The sequence below is a fragment of the Viridibacillus arenosi genome, assembly GCF_001955655.1.
GTDB lineage: Bacteria > Bacillota > Bacilli > Bacillales_A > Planococcaceae > Viridibacillus > Viridibacillus arenosi.
In genome coordinates this window covers 692,863-709,362 of record NZ_MSPW01000001.1, presented here as the reverse complement: position 1 = coordinate 709,362, position 16,500 = coordinate 692,863, and the positions used below count along the sequence as shown (strand labels likewise).

Here is a 16,500-nt window from a genome sequence, read left to right as displayed (position 1 = left end):
TCATAACAATGATTGACCTATTTATTTTAATTCAGTATACTGAAAATGAAGAAACGTTGTATTACTAAAACGAAGAATATTTATAATACAGACACAGAGGAGATGTGGTAACATGGCTTCACAAAAATCAAAGCAATTCGATCCAGTTGCAAACTTGCATGAGATTGAAGAAAAATTTGAAATGTTTCAGATTTTGAATGAGGAAGGCGAAATTGTCAACGAAGATGCAGATCCGAAATTATCGGATACTGAATTAGTTGAGTTAATGAGCCGAATGGTTTTCACGCGTATTTTAGACCAACGTTCAATCTCATTAAATCGTCAAGGACGCCTAGGATTCTATGCGCCAACAGCTGGTCAAGAAGCTTCTCAAATTGCTTCACACTATGCACTTGAAAAAGAAGATTATATTTTACCGGGATATCGCGATGTGCCTCAAATCGTTTGGCACGGACTACCGCTTTCTAAAGCATTCTTGTTCTCGCGTGGACATTTCATAGGTAATCAAATTCCAGAGGATGTTAATGTGTTACCACCACAAATTATTATCGGTGCTCAGTATATTCAAACAGCTGGAGTTGCACTTGGTATGCAAAAACGAGGCAAAAAATCCGTTGCTGTAACTTATACAGGTGATGGTGGTTCGTCTCAAGGGGATTTCTACGAAGGTATTAACTTTGCAGGAGCGTTTCGTTCACCAGCAATTTTCATCGTTCAAAATAACCAATTTGCTATTTCAACACCACGTGAATTGCAAACAGCTGCGAAAACAATCGCTCAAAAAGGTATTGCGGCAGGTATTCCTAGTATCTTAGTAGATGGAATGGATCCACTTGCAGTATTCGTAGCAACTCGCGATGCACGACAACGTGCCGTAAATGGTGAGGGTCCTTCATTAATTGAAACAATGTGTTACCGTTATGGTCCACATACTATGGCTGGAGATGATCCAACTCGTTACCGTACTTCTGACACAGATTCACAATGGGAAAAGAAAGATCCAATTGTACGTTTCCGAAAATACTTAGAAGCAAAAGGTTTATGGAGCGAAGAAAAAGAAGCAGAAGTAATTGAAAAAGCTAAAGAAGAAATTAAAGCGGCTGTTAAAGAAGCGGATGCGGCACCGAAACAAAAAGTAACAGAACTGATCCGTAATATGAATGATGGCGATTTACCATATAATTTACAAGAACAATACGAAATCTTCAAAGAGAAGGAGTCGAAGTAACCGATGGCACAACTGACGATGATTCAAGCAATTACAGACGCACTACGCTGCGAATTAAAAGATGACGAAAACGTTTTAGTGTTCGGTGAAGACGTTGGTGTCAACGGAGGGGTATTCCGTGCAACTGAAGGTCTTCAAAAAGAATTTGGAGAAGATCGCGTTTTCGATACGCCACTAGCAGAATCAGGAATTGGTGGATTAACAATCGGTCTAGCGCTTCAAGGTTTCCGTCCGGTTCCAGAAATACAATTCTTTGGTTTTATATATGAAGTAATGGACTCTGTAAGCGGACAATTAGCGCGTATGCGTTACCGTACAGGTGGAGCACTTGGTGCACCTGTTACAATCCGTTCTCCATTCGGCGGTGGTGTACATACACCAGAAATGCACTCGGACAGCTTAGAAGGTTTAATGACATCTCAACCGGGATTAAAAGTAGTTGTACCATCAACTCCTTATGATGCAAAAGGTTTATTAATCTCTTCTATTCGTGATAATGACCCAGTGATCTTCCTAGAGCATTTAAAATTATATCGCTCGTTCCGTGAAGAGGTTCCTGAAGAGTCTTATACTATTCCTCTAGGAAAAGCTGATGTAAAGCGAGAAGGAACAGATTTATCAATCTTTGCATATGGTGCAATGGTGCACGAATCACTAAAAGCTGCTGAATTATTAGAAAAAGAAGAGTACTCAGTTGAGGTAGTTGATTTAAGAACTATTCAACCATTAGATATTGAAACAATTATTGCTTCTGTCGAAAAAACAGGTCGTGCGGTTGTTGTTCAAGAAGCACAAAAACAAGCAGGTATTGCTGCTAATGTAGTGGCTGAAATTACAGAGCGCGCTATCCTTAGCCTTGAAGCGCCGGTACTACGCGTAACAGCGCCGGATACAATCTACCCGTTCCCACAAGCAGAAGCAGTTTGGTTGCCGAATGCAAAAGATATTGTTGAAACAGCGAAAAAAGTACTAACATTCTAATTCGTTTTCGAAACAGAAAGGGTGAAACATATGGCATTTGAATTTCGATTACCAGATATTGGTGAAGGAATCCATGAGGGTGAAATTGTAAAATGGTTTGTAAAAGCAGGTGACAAAATTCAAGAAGATGACGTGCTTTGTGAAGTACAAAATGATAAAGCGGTCGTTGAAATCCCTTCTCCGGTAGAAGGTACAGTTGAAGAAGTCCTTGTTGAAGAAGGAGTTCTTACAACAGTTGGTACAGTTTTACTACGAGTAGACGCTCCTGGATATGAAGATATTCAACTAAAAGGTCATCATGATGAAGAAGAACCGACAAAAGAAGAACCAACAAAAGTTGCTGTTGAAGAAGCTCCGAAAGCAGAAACAACAACAGTAGCATCACAACCATCTGTGGAAGCTGACCCGAACAAACGTGTTATTGCAATGCCATCAGTCCGTAAGTTTGCACGTGACAATGACGTTGATATTAAACAACTATCGGGTTCAGGTAAAAATGGACGAATTGTCAAAGATGATGTGGAATCATTTATGAGTGGTGGCCCATCACAAGCTGAATCACAGGCTGTAGAATCACCAGTTACAGAAGAGTCTACAGTTTCTGGAAAAACTAATGATAAAGCTTCTGTACAACCAGTATTAGAAGGCGACTTCCCTGAAACACGTGAGAAAATGTCGGGTATTCGTCGCGCTATTGCAAAAGCAATGGTTCATTCAAAACAAACAGCTCCACACGTAACATTAATGGATGAAGTGGATGTAACAGAACTTGTAGCACACCGCAAGAAATTCAAAGAAATAGCTCTTGAAAAAGGTATCAAACTAACTTATTTACCGTATGTAGTAAAAGCTTTAGTTAGCGCATTACGTGAATTCCCTGAATTTAATCGTTCACTTGATGACGCAACACAAGAAATTGTGCAAAAACACTATTATAATATCGGTATAGCTGCCGATACAGATAAAGGCTTACTAGTTCCTGTTATTAAACATGCAGATCGCAAATCGGTATTTGCCGTATCTGACGAGATTAATGAGCTTGCTACAAAAGCACGTGACGGTAAATTAGCACCAAATGAAATGAAAGGTGCATCTTGTTCGATTACAAACATAGGTTCTGCAGGTGGCCAATGGTTTACGCCAGTAATTAACCATCCTGAAGTAGCTATATTAGGAATTGGTCGAATTGCAGAGAAACCTGTAATAAAAAATGGTGAAATTGTAGCGGCACCTGTGTTAGCATTATCATTGAGCTTTGATCATCGAATGATCGACGGTGCTACAGCGCAACATGCGTTAAATCATATTAAGCGTTTGTTAAGCGAGCCCGAATTATTATTAATGGAGGCGTAAGAAAATGGTAGTAGGAGATTTCCCAATCGAAACAGATACACTTGTAATTGGCGCAGGCCCAGGTGGATATGTTGCAGCAATCCGTGCAGCACAAACTGGACAAAAAGTAACAGTTGTTGAAAAAGAACACGTAGGTGGCGTATGCTTAAACGTTGGTTGTATTCCTTCAAAAGCATTAATCTCAGTCGGTCACCGCTTAGAACATGCTAAAAACTCAGCAGACATGGGTATTGTGGCTCCTGAAGTTAGCATCGATTTCAAAAAAGCGCAAGAATTTAAAGACGGCGTAGTTAAAAAATTAACTGGTGGCGTATCAAGCTTATTAAAAGGCAACAACGTAGACGTAGTAAGTGGAGAAGCTTACTTTGTAGATGCAAACACAATCCGTGTTATTAACGAAGACTCTGCACAAACGTATACATTCAAAAATGCGATTTTAGCAACTGGTTCACGCCCTGTTGAAATCCCAACTTTCAAATTTTCTAAACGCGTAATAAACTCTACAGGCGCACTTTCATTACAAGAAGTGCCTGGGAAACTTGTTGTTATTGGTGGAGGTTACATCGGTACTGAGCTTGGTTCAGCATTTGCTAACCTTGGTTCTGAAGTAACAATTCTAGAAGGTGGCAAAGATATTCTAGCTGGCTTCGAAAAACAAATGACAATGATTGTTAAAAAAGGTCTTAAGAAAAAAGGCGTTACAATCGAAACAGGCGCACTTGCTCAAGGCGTTGAAGAAACAGAAACAGGCGTTACTGTTAAATATGAAGTAAAAGGCGAAGCAAAAACTGTTGAAGCTGATTACGTATTAGTAACTGTTGGTCGTCGTCCAAATACTGACGAAATTGGCTTAGAAGAACTAGGTCTTGAGTTTGGTGAACGTGGATTATTAAAAGTCGACAAACAATGCCGTACAAATATACCAAACATTTATGCAATCGGTGATATCGTTGCTGGACCACAACTTGCTCATAAAGCTTCTTACGAAGGTAAAGTAGCTGCTGAGGCAATTGCTGGTGAAAAATCAGTAGTAGATTACTTAGCTATCCCTGCTGTTTGCTTCACAGATCCAGAAATGGCAACTGTAGGTCTTTCAGAAGACCAAGCAAAAGCAGAAGGTTATGAAATAGTAGCTGGTAAATTCCCATTCGGAGCAAACGGCCGTGCATTAGCATTAAATGAAACAGAAGGCTTCGTGAAATTAGTTTCTCGTAAAGCTGATGGCTTATTACTAGGTGGTCAAATCGTTGGTGCTGGTGCTTCTGATATGATCGCTGAAATCGGTTTAGCAATCGAAGCAGGTATGACTGTAGAAGATATTGCCATGACTATTCATGCACATCCAACACTAGGTGAAATCACTATGGAAACTGCTGAAGTATTACTTGGAAATCCAATTCACATCGTAGCTAAAAAATAAAATGGCTTTGCCAATTAGTAAACCTCTTGAAGTTCTAGGACTTCAAGAGGTTTTTTTATGAGAAAATATCTAGATTCAATGCAATTGTATTGTCATTATAAGAAGTTGAATTTAATAGAATATAAATATAGAGAGAATTAAAAGTTACTTAAATTATGAATGCCAAAAAAATTCCCTCTATATTATATGCAGGATTAATAGGTATGTAATATTAATAATTAATTTACAAAGTAGCTATATATAAATATGGTATAATAATCCTGTATTTATAGGGGTGAACGACAAGGTACTTTTTTATCGGAATTGAATTTATTTATTCAGAACAACAAGGGAGTGCTGAAAAATGGATTTAGGTTTACTAGGAAAAGTAGCGATTGTAACAGGAAGCAGTAAAGGAATCGGACTTGCTACAGCCTTACAGCTTGCTAATGAGGGTGCCGATGTTACAATTTGTGCACGTAATGAAGAGAATTTAATACATGCGTCGAAAGTGATTTTTTTGGAAACAGGGCAGAAAGTACATACTGTGTGTGCGGATGTATCGATAAAAGAAGATTGCGAGAGAATAATAAATGAAACAATTGAACATTATGGACAAATAAATATTCTAGTGAACAATGCCGGTACAAGTTCTGCTAGTCCATTTGAAGTTGTAGAAAATGAGCTTTGGCAAGATGATCTGGATTTAAAACTATATGGTGCTGTGAATTGTTCTAAATTTGCGATTCCTCATATGAGGGCGGTAGGTGGAGGAGCAATTGTGAATGTTACTGCTGTAAAAGGAAAAGCACCGTCCGAATCATCATTACCCACGTCTGTAAGTCGTGCGGCTGGGTTAGCATTAACGAAAGCGATGAGTAAAGATTTAGGGAAAGAGCAGATTCGTGTAAATACTGTTTGTATCGGACTAATTCGTAGCTCACAAATAGAGCGGAAATGGCAAACAAACGCTCCGGGACTTAGTTGGAATGCATTTTCTGAAGAAATGGGGAAAAATATTCCTCTTGGTCGGATTGGTGAAACTGAGGAAGCAGCAAATGTTATCACTTTCTTAGTATCAGATGCAGCTTCTTATGTTAGTGGTACTGCAGTTAATATCGATGGTGGCTCTGCGCCAGTACTTTAATTATGAAAAAATACGATTTTATGTTTTAAAGTAGAAGGAAATTAGTTTTTCAGAATGAAAAACTTTTAAAATATTAAAATAACAACATCACTTGGATGTCTTTGTTTAGACAAACTTCCTGGTGGTGTTTTTATTTTGCATATTCATTAACTACGATAGTACATTCTTCCTTTAATTAAAGTTATAGTAAATATGTAATAATCCTTATTAAGGAAGAGTTGTTAAATATGAATTAAATAGACCAATGTAATTATTGCCAGTACACATTTTGTACAAAAAACGTACATAGAACGTTCATAATGATGTGAAAATCTTAAGTTTATGGAGAGGTTTTGATTTTTTTATTAAGTATAAGGAGTTATAATTTCATTTGAATCAAGCAAGAGATGTGAAAGTTCCTCTGAAGAGTCTTAGGCGCGAAAACCTGGGTGCCTAATTTCTCCTATTGGAAACGTGAGAATGTATTTAATGCTTTCCCTCAATTAAGTAGGCTATTAAAACATTGAGACTACTATGAATTGTCTCATCGTTGTTCCAAACAAAAGGAGTAACCTTTAATAATCTTGCGAATTCAAAATGTGTTTTTTGTTTTGGAATACTATTATTTTTTAGGAGGACAATTTTTAAAAAGGTCGATTTAATATTCTAAAACATTTAAGCAAGTAAGTTGTTTTTTTGAAGGGAGTACAACATGAAGAAAAAAATGCTAATCTTGCCGGCGTTGATGTCAATCATGGCTTTATTCTTATCTGGCTGTGAACCATTAATGATTTTTGATGCAAAAGGTCCAAATGCGAAGACTTTATCGAATACAATCATTCTATCCATTATCGTGATGGCATTTATATTGTTAGTTGTTTATCTATTATTAGCGAATATGCTTTTGAAATATCGCGCATCTAAATCTGCGAGTGATTATGAACCACCGCATGAAGAAGGTAGTACAAAACTCGAAATTATTTGGACAGTTATTCCGATTCTTATCGTAACTGCTCTATCAATAGTTACGATTAGCACAACATCGAAAGTTGAAAGTCAACAAACAGGTTATGACAATACAAAACCTCTTGTAATATACGCATCATCTTCTAACTGGAAATGGCATTTTAGCTATCCAGAAGAAGGCGTTGAGACGGTAAACTATGTCAACATTCCAACAGATCGTCCAATTGAATTTAGACTATATTCATTTGGTCCAATTACAAGTTTCTGGATTCCTCAATTAGCTGGTCAAAAATATGCAATGAGTGATATGGTCAATAAACTTCATATGGCAGCAGATGTAGAAGGATCATTTTTTGGTAGAAACTCAAACTTTAATGGTCAAGGTTTTGCACAAATGGAGTTTGAAGCACAAACAATGTCTCAACAGAAATTTGACGAATGGGTATCTGACGTAAAAGCGAAAGAGCCTGAGTTAACAGAGAAAACATTCAATGAATTATTAGATACAGACTTCGTAGGACGTAAAAGTTTCTCTTCTACACATTTAACATTCAGTCCGGCTCCAGAAATGCATCATGGAAAATCATCGGATATGTCTGATGGAGAAATGGATGGAATGGATATGTCTGATGGAGAAATGGACCATTCTAATCACTAGATAGCTAGATTAGATGATTGAAAGGAGTTACAAAAATGAGCATGGAAGAATTATTTGAGCCGATGAAAGAACCAATGATCATGGGTGCGGCCGTTAGTATCGTTGTAGGTGCCATTGCAATTGTTGCTGGTTTGACTTACTTCAAGAAATGGGGCTATTTCTATAAAAATTGGTTAACTACAGTTGACCATAAAAAAATCGGTGTTATGTATATCATTGTTGCATTAGTCATGCTATTTAGAGGTGGTATTGACGCATTATTAATGCGTGCACAAACTGCTGTTCCTGAAAATGACTTATTAAATGCACAACACTATAATGAAATCTTTACAACTCATGGTTTAGTCATGATTCTCTTCATGGCAATGCCGTTTATTATCGGGTTAATGAACGTTGTAGTACCATTACAAATTGGTGCACGTGACGTTGCGTTTCCACGATTAAATGCACTTAGCTTCTGGCTATTTGCTGCAGGTGCAGGATTATTAAATGTTTCCTTCATCATTGGTGGATCACCAGATGCTGGTTGGACCGCATACTTCCCACTAGCTGGTATTGAATTCAGTCCAAATGTTGGGAATAACTATTATGCATGGGCTTTACAATTATCAGGTTTAGGTACGTTAATGACAGGTATTAACTTCATTACTACAATCATGAAAATGCGTGCACCAGGTATGAAATTAATGAAAATGCCTATGTTCACTTGGTCAGCATTAATTACAAATGTCATCATTACATTTGCTTTCCCTGTTTTAACAGTGGCACTTGCGCTTATGACATTAGACCGTCAATTTGGTACTAAATTCTTTGCCATGTCTGACGGTGGTATGGATATGTTATGGGCTAACCTTTTCTGGGTTTGGGGTCACCCTGAAGTATATATCGTTATTTTACCAGCGTTCGGTATTTTCAGTGAGGTAATCTCAACATTCTCACGTAAAAACTTATTTGGTTATAAATCAATGGTTATGAGTATGATCGTAATTTCTTTACTATCATTTATGGTATGGGCTCACCATTTCTATACAATGGGCCATGGAGTTATGGTAAACAGTATTTTCTCAGTCTCTACAATGTTAATTGCTGTACCGACCGGGGTTAAAATCTTTAACTGGTTGCTTACAATGAGGCATGGTAAGATTCAATTTACAACCCCAATGCTTTATGCGCTTGCATTTATTCCAATCTTCACTATTGGTGGGGTAACAGGGGTAATGCTAGCAATGGCAAGTGCTGACTATCAATATCACAATACGATGTTCTTAGTTGCCCACTTCCACTATGTATTAATTCCGGGTACCGTATTCGGTGTATTAGCAGGGTACCATTTCTGGTGGCCGAAAATATTTGGCTTCCGCTTAAATGAAAAATTAGGGAAAGCTGCTTTCTGGTGCATTGCAATTGGATTCAATGTTGCATTCTTCCCGTTATTCATTCTTGGTTTAGACGGTTATGCACGTCGTATGTTCACTTATTCTGCAAGTACTGGTTACGGTACATTAAATATGATTTCCTTCCTAGGGGCTCTAGGTATGGCAGTCGGATTTGCGCTTATTTGTTACAACATTTACTACAGCTTCCGCCACAGCCCACGCGACGAAAACGGCGACCCTTGGGATGCGCGTTCTCTTGAATGGGCAACACATAGTCCAGTACCTGAATATAACTTTGCGGTTGTACCAGAAGTTAATCAATTGGATGAATATTGGTATGCGAAAAAAGAAGGTCGCGATATTACGGCAGGCGAATATGAACGTATTCATATGCCTAATAATAGTGGTGCTCCAATGTGGATGGCCGGCGTACTATTCCTATTCTCATTCTTCTTTGTATTTAGTGTATGGACAGCTGTTATCGTATTTGGTATAGCTACTCTTGGATTTATGGCATTCCGTTCATTTGAAAAAGATCACGGTCACTATATTGAAGTGGCTGAAATTGAAGCAACTGAACGTCAATTGAGAGGTGACAAATAATGTCTAAAGAAAACACATCACTTCCATTAGAATATCGTACAGAGGAAAATAGATTAAAGATTTTCGGTTTTTGGATTTTCCTAGGTGCTGAGATTATGTTATTTGCAACTCTATTTACTGTGTACTTTGTATTAACGGATCGCACAGGTTCAGGTCCTGCTGGTATTGACATCTTCGAAATGCCACCAGTTTTAATAGAAACTTTCTTATTATTAACAAGTAGTTTCTTGATTGGACTTGGTGTACATGCGATGAGAATTGGTCGTGTCAAAGCAATGATAGTGTTCTATATCTTGACATTGCTACTTGGCGCAGGTTTCTTGACTGTTGAGGTAATTGAGTTCGTAACATATGTTAATGAAGGTGCAACAATTACAACAAGCGCATTCTTGTCATCATTAATGACACTATTAGGTACGCATGGTGCTCACGTAACTTTCGGTTTACTATGGGGTATTGCGATTATCGTACAGGTAGTTAAACGTGGATTAAATGCTCAAACTGCAAACAAAGCATTTATCTTCTCGTTATACTGGCATTTCTTAGATGTCGTATGGATCTTCATCTTCAGCTTCGTTTATCTGAAAGGAGTGTTGGGATGATGAAAGAATTATTTCCAAAAGAACATGTTGTAGGTTTTGTTGGCTCCCTTATTTTAACGATCGCTGCTCTAAGTGTAATTACATTTGATATGTCTAAAGGTATTGCAATGATTATCTTAAGTGTAACTGCACTAGCGCAAGCTGTTGTACAACTTGTGTTATTCATGCATATCGGAGAAACAGAAGATAAAAAAACTCTATATACAAGTGTCATTTACGCTGTAGTAGTTGGTCTTGTGACAGTCTTTGGTTCATTGTTAACAATGATTTGGGGATACTAAGATAATAATAGAAAAAGCAGTTCAAAGTTTAAATACTTTGGACTGCTTTTTATTTTTGGAAAGAAATAATTAACTACTGTTACTCGGAGTCTGATAGTGCGCTAATTATAAGCTAACATACATGTTTAAATTGAAAGTTCTTTGAATTTAAGAGTGAAGATGAAAGTATAGTTTCTAATAATGACCGTCTAGTCATAAATCTTTTTAAAGTCGAGTATAATGTTTGGAACAAGTGTTAATTTTGATTTTCACAAATTATAAAAAGAGATAGTCGTGCATTGGTACGACTATCTCTTTTGTGTTTATGAAAGGTGTACTATATATTGTTTTAGTAATAAGGCTAGCCATTGTAAGTTATCATGTTGTTTAAGGTTCGCCATCATTCCATTTAATAAAGCAGGACGAGGATTTGTAAGTTTTAATTCAGCTTCTATTAAAGATAATGTGTCTTCAATGATAGGGTGTCCTTTATAAATTTCATGCCAACGATTTACTTCTTCTTGAACTTCGAATGCAGTCACAGAATACTCCTGCATACAATGTGGTTTTGAGTTCCATAATTGTTCAGTAAGGAAAGTGTTTTTTGAATGCTCTACAAGAATATCTACTTTTTCAATAAGAGTAGAACTTAATTGAACGAAATCATATGGTTGTCTATGGAAAAGGATAAATTCTGAATATCCATGCATGATTCCTTTTAAAGAAATGAGAATGTCATATTGAAAGGGAGCAATACGCTTTCCATATACTTCTGTTAATAATGCTAGAGTAGTTTTATCACTAAGATCTTTATAATAATTTAATCTTTGAAGAATTTGTTCATTAATTGGATGCATTTGTTCCTTCATAAACATAGATATTAATGGTAATTTTTCTTCAAATAGTTGAAAATGGAAAAGAAAATAGTTTTTAATCTTTTCTTTTGGAGGTATGTCACTTTCCAATAAATCATTATATTGACCAATAATTTCTCGTAAAAAATGTTCAAATATAGCAATGAATAACTCATCTTTTGATTTGAAAGATAAATAAAAGGCTCCTTTAGAAATACCGCATGCATCTGTTATATCTTGAATAGAGGTCGATGCTATACTATTTTTCGCAAATAATTCTACTGCCTTTTCAATAATTAATTGTTGCTTAGATATAATAACTCACTCCCTATTCATAGCATTTGACAACTGACTAATCAGTCATTATTATATAGAATAGTGACCAAATAGTCAAAAAAGGCGGTGCAAAGGTGCATTCTATAATTAAATTTATGCTAAAAAACAAGCTAGCGGTATGGTTATTAACAATTATCGTAGCTGTGGCGGGGGTTTATGCAGGCTTGAAAATGAAGCTTGAATCAATTCCTGATATTTCAATTCCAATAGTTACAGTAACAACAGTTTATCCTGGTGCTACACCAGAGCAAGTAACAGATGATATTTCAATTCCCTTTGAGAAGGCAGTTAATAATTTAAAATCAGTAAAATCTGTTTACTCAAATTCATATCAAAACGCCTCAAGTCTTCAAATTGAGTTTAAATATGGTGCGGATATGAAAGAAGCAGTTGACAATGTAAAGGAAGCAATTGAAAAAATTGATCTTCCAGAAACTGCACAAGTACCAACCATTGATCGAGTTAATATTAATGCCTTCCCGGTAGTAGCGTTAAGTGTTTCTGATAAAGAAGAAACAATCGAAGAGTTAACAAAAACAGTAGAAGATTACTTCGTTCCTAAAATGGAAGCAATCGACGGTGTTGCTTCAGTATCAGTAACTGGTCAACAAGTTGAAAAAGTTCAATTAACATATGACCAAAAGAAATTAGCACAATATGGTCTAGATGAATCGAAGGTTAAGCAATACATTCAAGCAATGGATATTAAAGTCCCTCTTGGCATGTTCCAATTTAAGGATGCGGAGCAATCGGTCGTAGTCGATGGTAAATTAACAACTTTAAAAGAGCTGAAAAACTTAGATATTCCTGTTCAACCTCAAGCAGGGGCTGGATTAACTCAGCAACAACCTCTAGCTGAACCGTTTGTGAAATTAGGTAAACTCGCTAAAATCGAACTGATCGGTGACGTAGAATCGGTTTCTCGTACAAATGGTGAATCGGCAATTGCGGTTCAAATAGTAAAATCGCAAGAAGCCAATACGGTTGAGGTTGTAAATGACGTAAAAGAAGCTTCAAAACAATTTGAAAAAGATAATAAAGGCATGAAAATTGATATCACGATGGACCAAGGTGAACCTATTGAGAAGTCTGTATCAACAATGTTAGATAAAGCATTATTCGGTGCTATTTTTGCCGTTATTATTATCATGCTATTTTTACGTAATATTCGTTCTACAATCATATCGATTATATCAATTCCATTATCACTACTAATCTCTGTATTAATTTTGAAACAAATGGATATTACATTAAATATGATGACGCTTGCTGCTATGACGGTCGCGATTGGTCGTGTAATTGATGACTCTATTGTAGTAGTTGAAAATATTTATAGAAGAATATATTTAGAAGGTGAGAAATTACATGGTCGTGCTTTAATTCGTGAGGCAACGATTGAAATGTTCAAGCCAATTCTATCTTCAACACTAGTTACAGTAGCTGTATTCTTACCTCTAGGATTAGTAGGAGGAATGGTTGGCGAATTGTTTATGCCGTTTGCATTAACAATGGCATTTGCTCTAGGGGCATCGTTAATTGTCGCAATTACTGTTGTACCAGTTTTAGCACATTCTCTATTTAAAAAAGAGCTGTATGGTAAAAAACAATCGAAAAAAGAAGAACATGGTAAGTTATCACAAAGCTATAAGAAATTACTTAGTTGGGTACTTGACCATAAACTAGTAACTTCAATTGGTACAATTGTTATTTTAGTAGCAAGTCTATTCTTGGCTCCGTTTGTAGGATTTAGTTTCATGCCAGAAGATGAACAGAAAATGGTCTACTTAACGTATACTCCAGAACCAGGAGAAACACGTGATAGCGTTATTAAAGACGTTGAAGAAGTAGAGAAGATGGTAATGGACAAAAAAGATGTTCAAACAGTTCAAGTATCAATAGGTGGAGCTAATCCTATGATGCCAGGTGCTTCGAATGGTGCTTTAATGTACATTATCTATGATCCAGATACAAAAGATTTTAGTAATGTAAAAACTAAATTAGTAGAAGAAGTCGTTGCAGTTAACCAAACAGGAACTTGGAAAAACCAAGATTTCTCTATGTCAGGTTCAAGCAGTGAGTTAAATTACTCAGTTTATGGTAATACGATGGAAGACATCAAACCAGTTGTCAAAAACATCGAAAAAATCATGAATAAACGCGATGATTTAAAAGATGTAAAAGCATCTCTTTCTGAAGTTTATGATGAACATACATTAGTAATCGACCAAGATAAAGTGAAAAAACTTGGTTTAACTACAGGACAAATTGCTATGGCGATTAATCCAAACGTCCAATCAGAAGTATTAACTTCAATTGATAAGGACGGCAAAAAAATAGAAGTTTCTGTTCATAAAGAAACAGCATCACCTGATGATTTTAATGATGTATTGAAACAAAAAATAAAATCACCACTTGGTATGGAAGTTAAACTTTCAGAAGTAGTTGATGTCAAAGAGGGTACAACTTTATCTCAAATTAATCGTAGTAAAGGAAAACTTTTTGCGAGTGTAACAGCAACAGTCACTTCTAAAGACATTACAAAAGCGTCTAGTGCTGTACAAAAAGACATTGATAAACTAGATTTACCAAACAATGTTGAAGTGAATAGTGGCGGTGTAGCAGAAGATATGGCTGAAGCATTCACTCAATTAGGTTTAGCTATGGTAGCAGCAATTGCGATTGTTTACTTCATCCTTGTAGTTACTTTTGGTGAAGGTTTAGCACCATTATCAATCCTGTTCTCACTACCATTTACCGTAATTGGTGCTTTAGTAGCGCTATGGATAACTGGCGAAACAATCAGTGTATCTTCAATGATTGGTCTTTTAATGTTAATAGGTATCGTAGTGACAAATGCGATCGTATTAATCGACCGTGTTATTCATATGGAGCATGAAGGAATGACAATGCGTGAAGCGATATTAGAAGCCGGTGCAACACGTCTTCGTCCAATTTTAATGACTGCACTAGCAACAGTTGGTGCTTTAATTCCACTTGCCATTGGTGCAGAAGGAAGCGGCTTGATTTCAAAAGGCCTAGGCGTAACAGTAATCGGTGGTTTAATCAGTTCTACTGTTTTAACGTTAATCATCGTACCACTTGTTTATGAATTATTGTCTAAAATGCTTAAAAAGAATCGTGCAACTGAAAATTTTGACGATTAATATTAATAAATGAAAATAGGAAAGAAGCTACCTACCATTACATAGTTAATGAAGGATAGCTTCTTTTTTATTCCAGTTAGATTCATAGACATCTAGGAAAGATAGGCGTACAATATTTCGTATTACTTCATAAACAAGGTATGTGTTAAAAGGAGAGTTTCGAAATGCAATCTAAAATAGGCAATTACAAGTTAGTTAAACACAAAACAAGCAATTACAAGATAGTTATTAAAAAGCTAGAAGTAAAAGAGCCAGAAGTAAGCGAAATAGTTGAAAATGAGTCTGGGATAAAAGAACCAGAGGTAAATGAATCTGAAATAAGTGAAATTGCAGAACAGAAAATAGAAGTAAAAGACTACTCAACAACACAAGTGGATTCAACACAATTGAAACAAAAATACTCTGAGAAAATGAATACTGTAAAACGAAAATCAATTAAATGGATGCGAATAATTTTACAAATGGTAGTACTATATATTTTTTCATTTGTCGGTACGACTATCGTAAATTTATTAGGTGTCAAATTTCCAGGTAGTATTGTTGGTTTACTCATTTTATTAGCTCTGTTGCTTAGTAAAATAATGCCAGTGGCATTAATTGAAGATGGGGCAGGCTTCATGTTAGCAATTTTACCATTGTTTTTTGTACCGGCAACTGTAGGTGTTATTAAGCATCCTGAATTATTATCCTTGAATGGTATTTTGCTATTACTCACAGTTATTGCTAGTACTATTTTCACAATTATTTTTTCAGGTAAAATATGTAAATATTTAGAAGGGAAAGAAAGAGTAGGATCTAAAGAAATGAAGGAGGGCGTAAAATGAAAGCTGTAGCCATTATTCTTATAACTATTTTAATTTTTTATCTAATGTCAAAATTATATGCTCGTTTTTCGACTCCATTTTTACTGCCTATCTTAACAACAACGATTATTGGCGTTTTGATGCTAGCATTAAGTAATATTTCGTATGAAACTTATATGACTGGTGGGAAATGGATTGATACAATGCTTGGACCTGCAGTTGTAAGTTTAGCATATCCATTGTATATGCAACGGGATATGATTAAAACATATAAACTTTCAATTATTTCGGGTGTTGTTGTAGCTATGATTTCAGGACTGATTAGTGTTTTTGCCTTGGCAAAGTTATTACGATTAGATGATGAAATGGTGAGATCGTTACTGCCGAAATCGATTACAACGCCAGTTGCAATGCAAGTAAGTGGCTCTTTAGGTGGTATTCCAGCAATGACAGCGGTATTTGTTATGGTAGCAGGGTTTACTGGCGCTATTCTGGGGCCTTTTATTTTCCGCGTGTGTAAAATTGATACCGCTGTAAGCAGAGGAATCTCGATGGGAGGAGGGGCACATGGATTCGGAGTTTCCAAACTTACTGAATACGGAGAAAAAACCTTATCCATGGGCTCTGTATCAATGACACTAAGTGCTGTTATTGGTGCATTTATTTGTCCCTTATTTGCAATGCTTATATTTTAAAAACAGCATGTGGAAATTCCTTTTGAATTTTTCACATGCTGTTATTATTTCTTGGGAAATAATAATGAAAAAAGGTTTTTGCTATTTTTCGGCGAA

Annotated in this window: 13 protein-coding genes and 1 pseudogene; 12 read left to right on the top strand and 2 right to left on the bottom strand. The window is 36.2% G+C overall.

The features are described 5' to 3' along the window. Window positions 1-112: 112 nt before the first annotated feature. The 9 genes from pdhA (at window position 113) to qoxD (ending at window position 10,573) form a co-directional block, all read left to right on the top strand. Complete coding sequence (gene pdhA, locus BK137_RS03480) at window positions 113-1,228, top strand: pyruvate dehydrogenase (acetyl-transferring) E1 component subunit alpha (protein ID WP_038183623.1); 1,116 nt, start codon at window positions 113-115, stop codon at window positions 1,226-1,228. 3 nt (window positions 1,229-1,231) lie between these two features. Next, complete coding sequence (locus BK137_RS03475) at window positions 1,232-2,209, top strand: alpha-ketoacid dehydrogenase subunit beta (RefSeq protein ID WP_038183626.1); 978 nt, start codon at window positions 1,232-1,234, stop codon at window positions 2,207-2,209. 30 nt (window positions 2,210-2,239) lie between these two features. Continuing rightward, complete coding sequence (locus BK137_RS03470) at window positions 2,240-3,562, top strand: dihydrolipoamide acetyltransferase family protein (RefSeq protein ID WP_038183629.1); 1,323 nt, start codon at window positions 2,240-2,242, stop codon at window positions 3,560-3,562. A gap of 4 nt (window positions 3,563-3,566) precedes the next feature. Beyond that, window positions 3,567-4,982: a dihydrolipoyl dehydrogenase gene (gene lpdA / locus BK137_RS03465; protein ID WP_038183632.1), complete on the top strand. Its 1,416-nt coding sequence runs from the start codon at window positions 3,567-3,569 to the stop codon at window positions 4,980-4,982. 343 nt (window positions 4,983-5,325) lie between these two features. Further along, the gene (locus BK137_RS03460; RefSeq protein WP_038183635.1) at window positions 5,326-6,108 is read left to right on the top strand and encodes an SDR family NAD(P)-dependent oxidoreductase; all 783 of its coding nucleotides are present in this window, start codon (window positions 5,326-5,328) and stop codon (window positions 6,106-6,108) included. Window positions 6,109-6,799: 691 nt separating this feature from the next. After that, the gene (gene qoxA, locus BK137_RS03455; protein WP_038183638.1) at window positions 6,800-7,711 is read left to right on the top strand and encodes a cytochrome aa3 quinol oxidase subunit II; all 912 of its coding nucleotides are present in this window, start codon (window positions 6,800-6,802) and stop codon (window positions 7,709-7,711) included. Between the two features lie 35 nt (window positions 7,712-7,746). Then, a complete protein-coding gene (gene qoxB, locus BK137_RS03450) occupies window positions 7,747-9,690 on the top strand; it encodes a cytochrome aa3 quinol oxidase subunit I (protein ID WP_038183641.1) in 1,944 nt (647 codons plus the stop codon). Beyond that, window positions 9,690-10,292: a cytochrome aa3 quinol oxidase subunit III gene (gene qoxC, locus BK137_RS03445; protein WP_038183643.1), complete on the top strand. Its 603-nt coding sequence runs from the start codon at window positions 9,690-9,692 to the stop codon at window positions 10,290-10,292. The genes qoxB and qoxC overlap by 1 nt, the downstream gene beginning before the upstream one ends. After that, entirely contained in the window at window positions 10,292-10,573 is a 282-nt protein-coding gene (gene qoxD, locus BK137_RS03440) for a cytochrome aa3 quinol oxidase subunit IV (protein ID WP_038184419.1), read from the top strand. Before qoxC ends, qoxD begins: the two co-directional genes overlap by 1 nt. A 302-nt stretch (window positions 10,574-10,875) precedes the next feature. Here qoxD and BK137_RS22575 read toward each other — a convergent pair whose 3' ends face one another. Continuing rightward, window positions 10,876-11,409: a hypothetical protein gene (locus BK137_RS22575; protein ID WP_235175717.1), complete on the bottom strand. Its 534-nt coding sequence runs from the start codon at window positions 11,407-11,409 to the stop codon at window positions 10,876-10,878. 165 nt (window positions 11,410-11,574) lie between these two features. Next, a pseudogene (locus BK137_RS22945) lies at window positions 11,575-11,700 on the bottom strand (TetR/AcrR family transcriptional regulator); the annotation flags it as partial. Window positions 11,701-11,816: 116 nt separating this feature from the next. Here BK137_RS22945 and BK137_RS03425 point away from each other — a divergent pair. The 3 genes from BK137_RS03425 to BK137_RS03415 all read left to right on the top strand — a co-directional run bounded on the left by BK137_RS03425 (window position 11,817) and on the right by BK137_RS03415 (window position 16,404). Then, window positions 11,817-14,906, top strand: coding sequence for an efflux RND transporter permease subunit (locus BK137_RS03425; protein WP_038183646.1), 3,090 nt, complete (start codon window positions 11,817-11,819; stop codon window positions 14,904-14,906). A gap of 164 nt (window positions 14,907-15,070) precedes the next feature. Next, a complete protein-coding gene (locus BK137_RS22570; protein WP_235175718.1) occupies window positions 15,071-15,730 on the top strand; it encodes a CidA/LrgA family protein in 660 nt (219 codons plus the stop codon). Next, window positions 15,727-16,404 carry an LrgB family protein gene (locus tag BK137_RS03415; RefSeq protein WP_038183649.1) on the top strand — a complete coding sequence of 226 codons (678 nt, stop codon included), beginning with the start codon at window positions 15,727-15,729 and terminating at the stop codon, window positions 16,402-16,404. Before BK137_RS22570 ends, BK137_RS03415 begins: the two co-directional genes overlap by 4 nt. Window positions 16,405-16,500: the final 96 nt, after the last annotated feature.

Coding starts and splice junctions, on each gene's coding strand:
- pdhA (WP_038183623.1), top strand. CDS start 113: ATGGCTTCACAAAAATCAAAGCAATTCGATCCAGTTGCAAACTTGCAT.
- BK137_RS03475 (WP_038183626.1), top strand. CDS start 1,232: ATGGCACAACTGACGATGATTCAAGCAATTACAGACGCACTACGCTGC.
- BK137_RS03470 (WP_038183629.1), top strand. CDS start 2,240: ATGGCATTTGAATTTCGATTACCAGATATTGGTGAAGGAATCCATGAG.
- lpdA (WP_038183632.1), top strand. CDS start 3,567: ATGGTAGTAGGAGATTTCCCAATCGAAACAGATACACTTGTAATTGGC.
- BK137_RS03460 (WP_038183635.1), top strand. CDS start 5,326: ATGGATTTAGGTTTACTAGGAAAAGTAGCGATTGTAACAGGAAGCAGT.
- qoxA (WP_038183638.1), top strand. CDS start 6,800: ATGAAGAAAAAAATGCTAATCTTGCCGGCGTTGATGTCAATCATGGCT.
- qoxB (WP_038183641.1), top strand. CDS start 7,747: ATGAGCATGGAAGAATTATTTGAGCCGATGAAAGAACCAATGATCATG.
- qoxC (WP_038183643.1), top strand. CDS start 9,690: ATGTCTAAAGAAAACACATCACTTCCATTAGAATATCGTACAGAGGAA.
- qoxD (WP_038184419.1), top strand. CDS start 10,292: ATGAAAGAATTATTTCCAAAAGAACATGTTGTAGGTTTTGTTGGCTCC.
- BK137_RS22575 (WP_235175717.1), bottom strand. CDS start 11,409: ATGCATCCAATTAATGAACAAATTCTTCAAAGATTAAATTATTATAAA.
- BK137_RS22570 (WP_235175718.1), top strand. CDS start 15,071: ATGCAATCTAAAATAGGCAATTACAAGTTAGTTAAACACAAAACAAGC.
- BK137_RS03415 (WP_038183649.1), top strand. CDS start 15,727: ATGAAAGCTGTAGCCATTATTCTTATAACTATTTTAATTTTTTATCTA.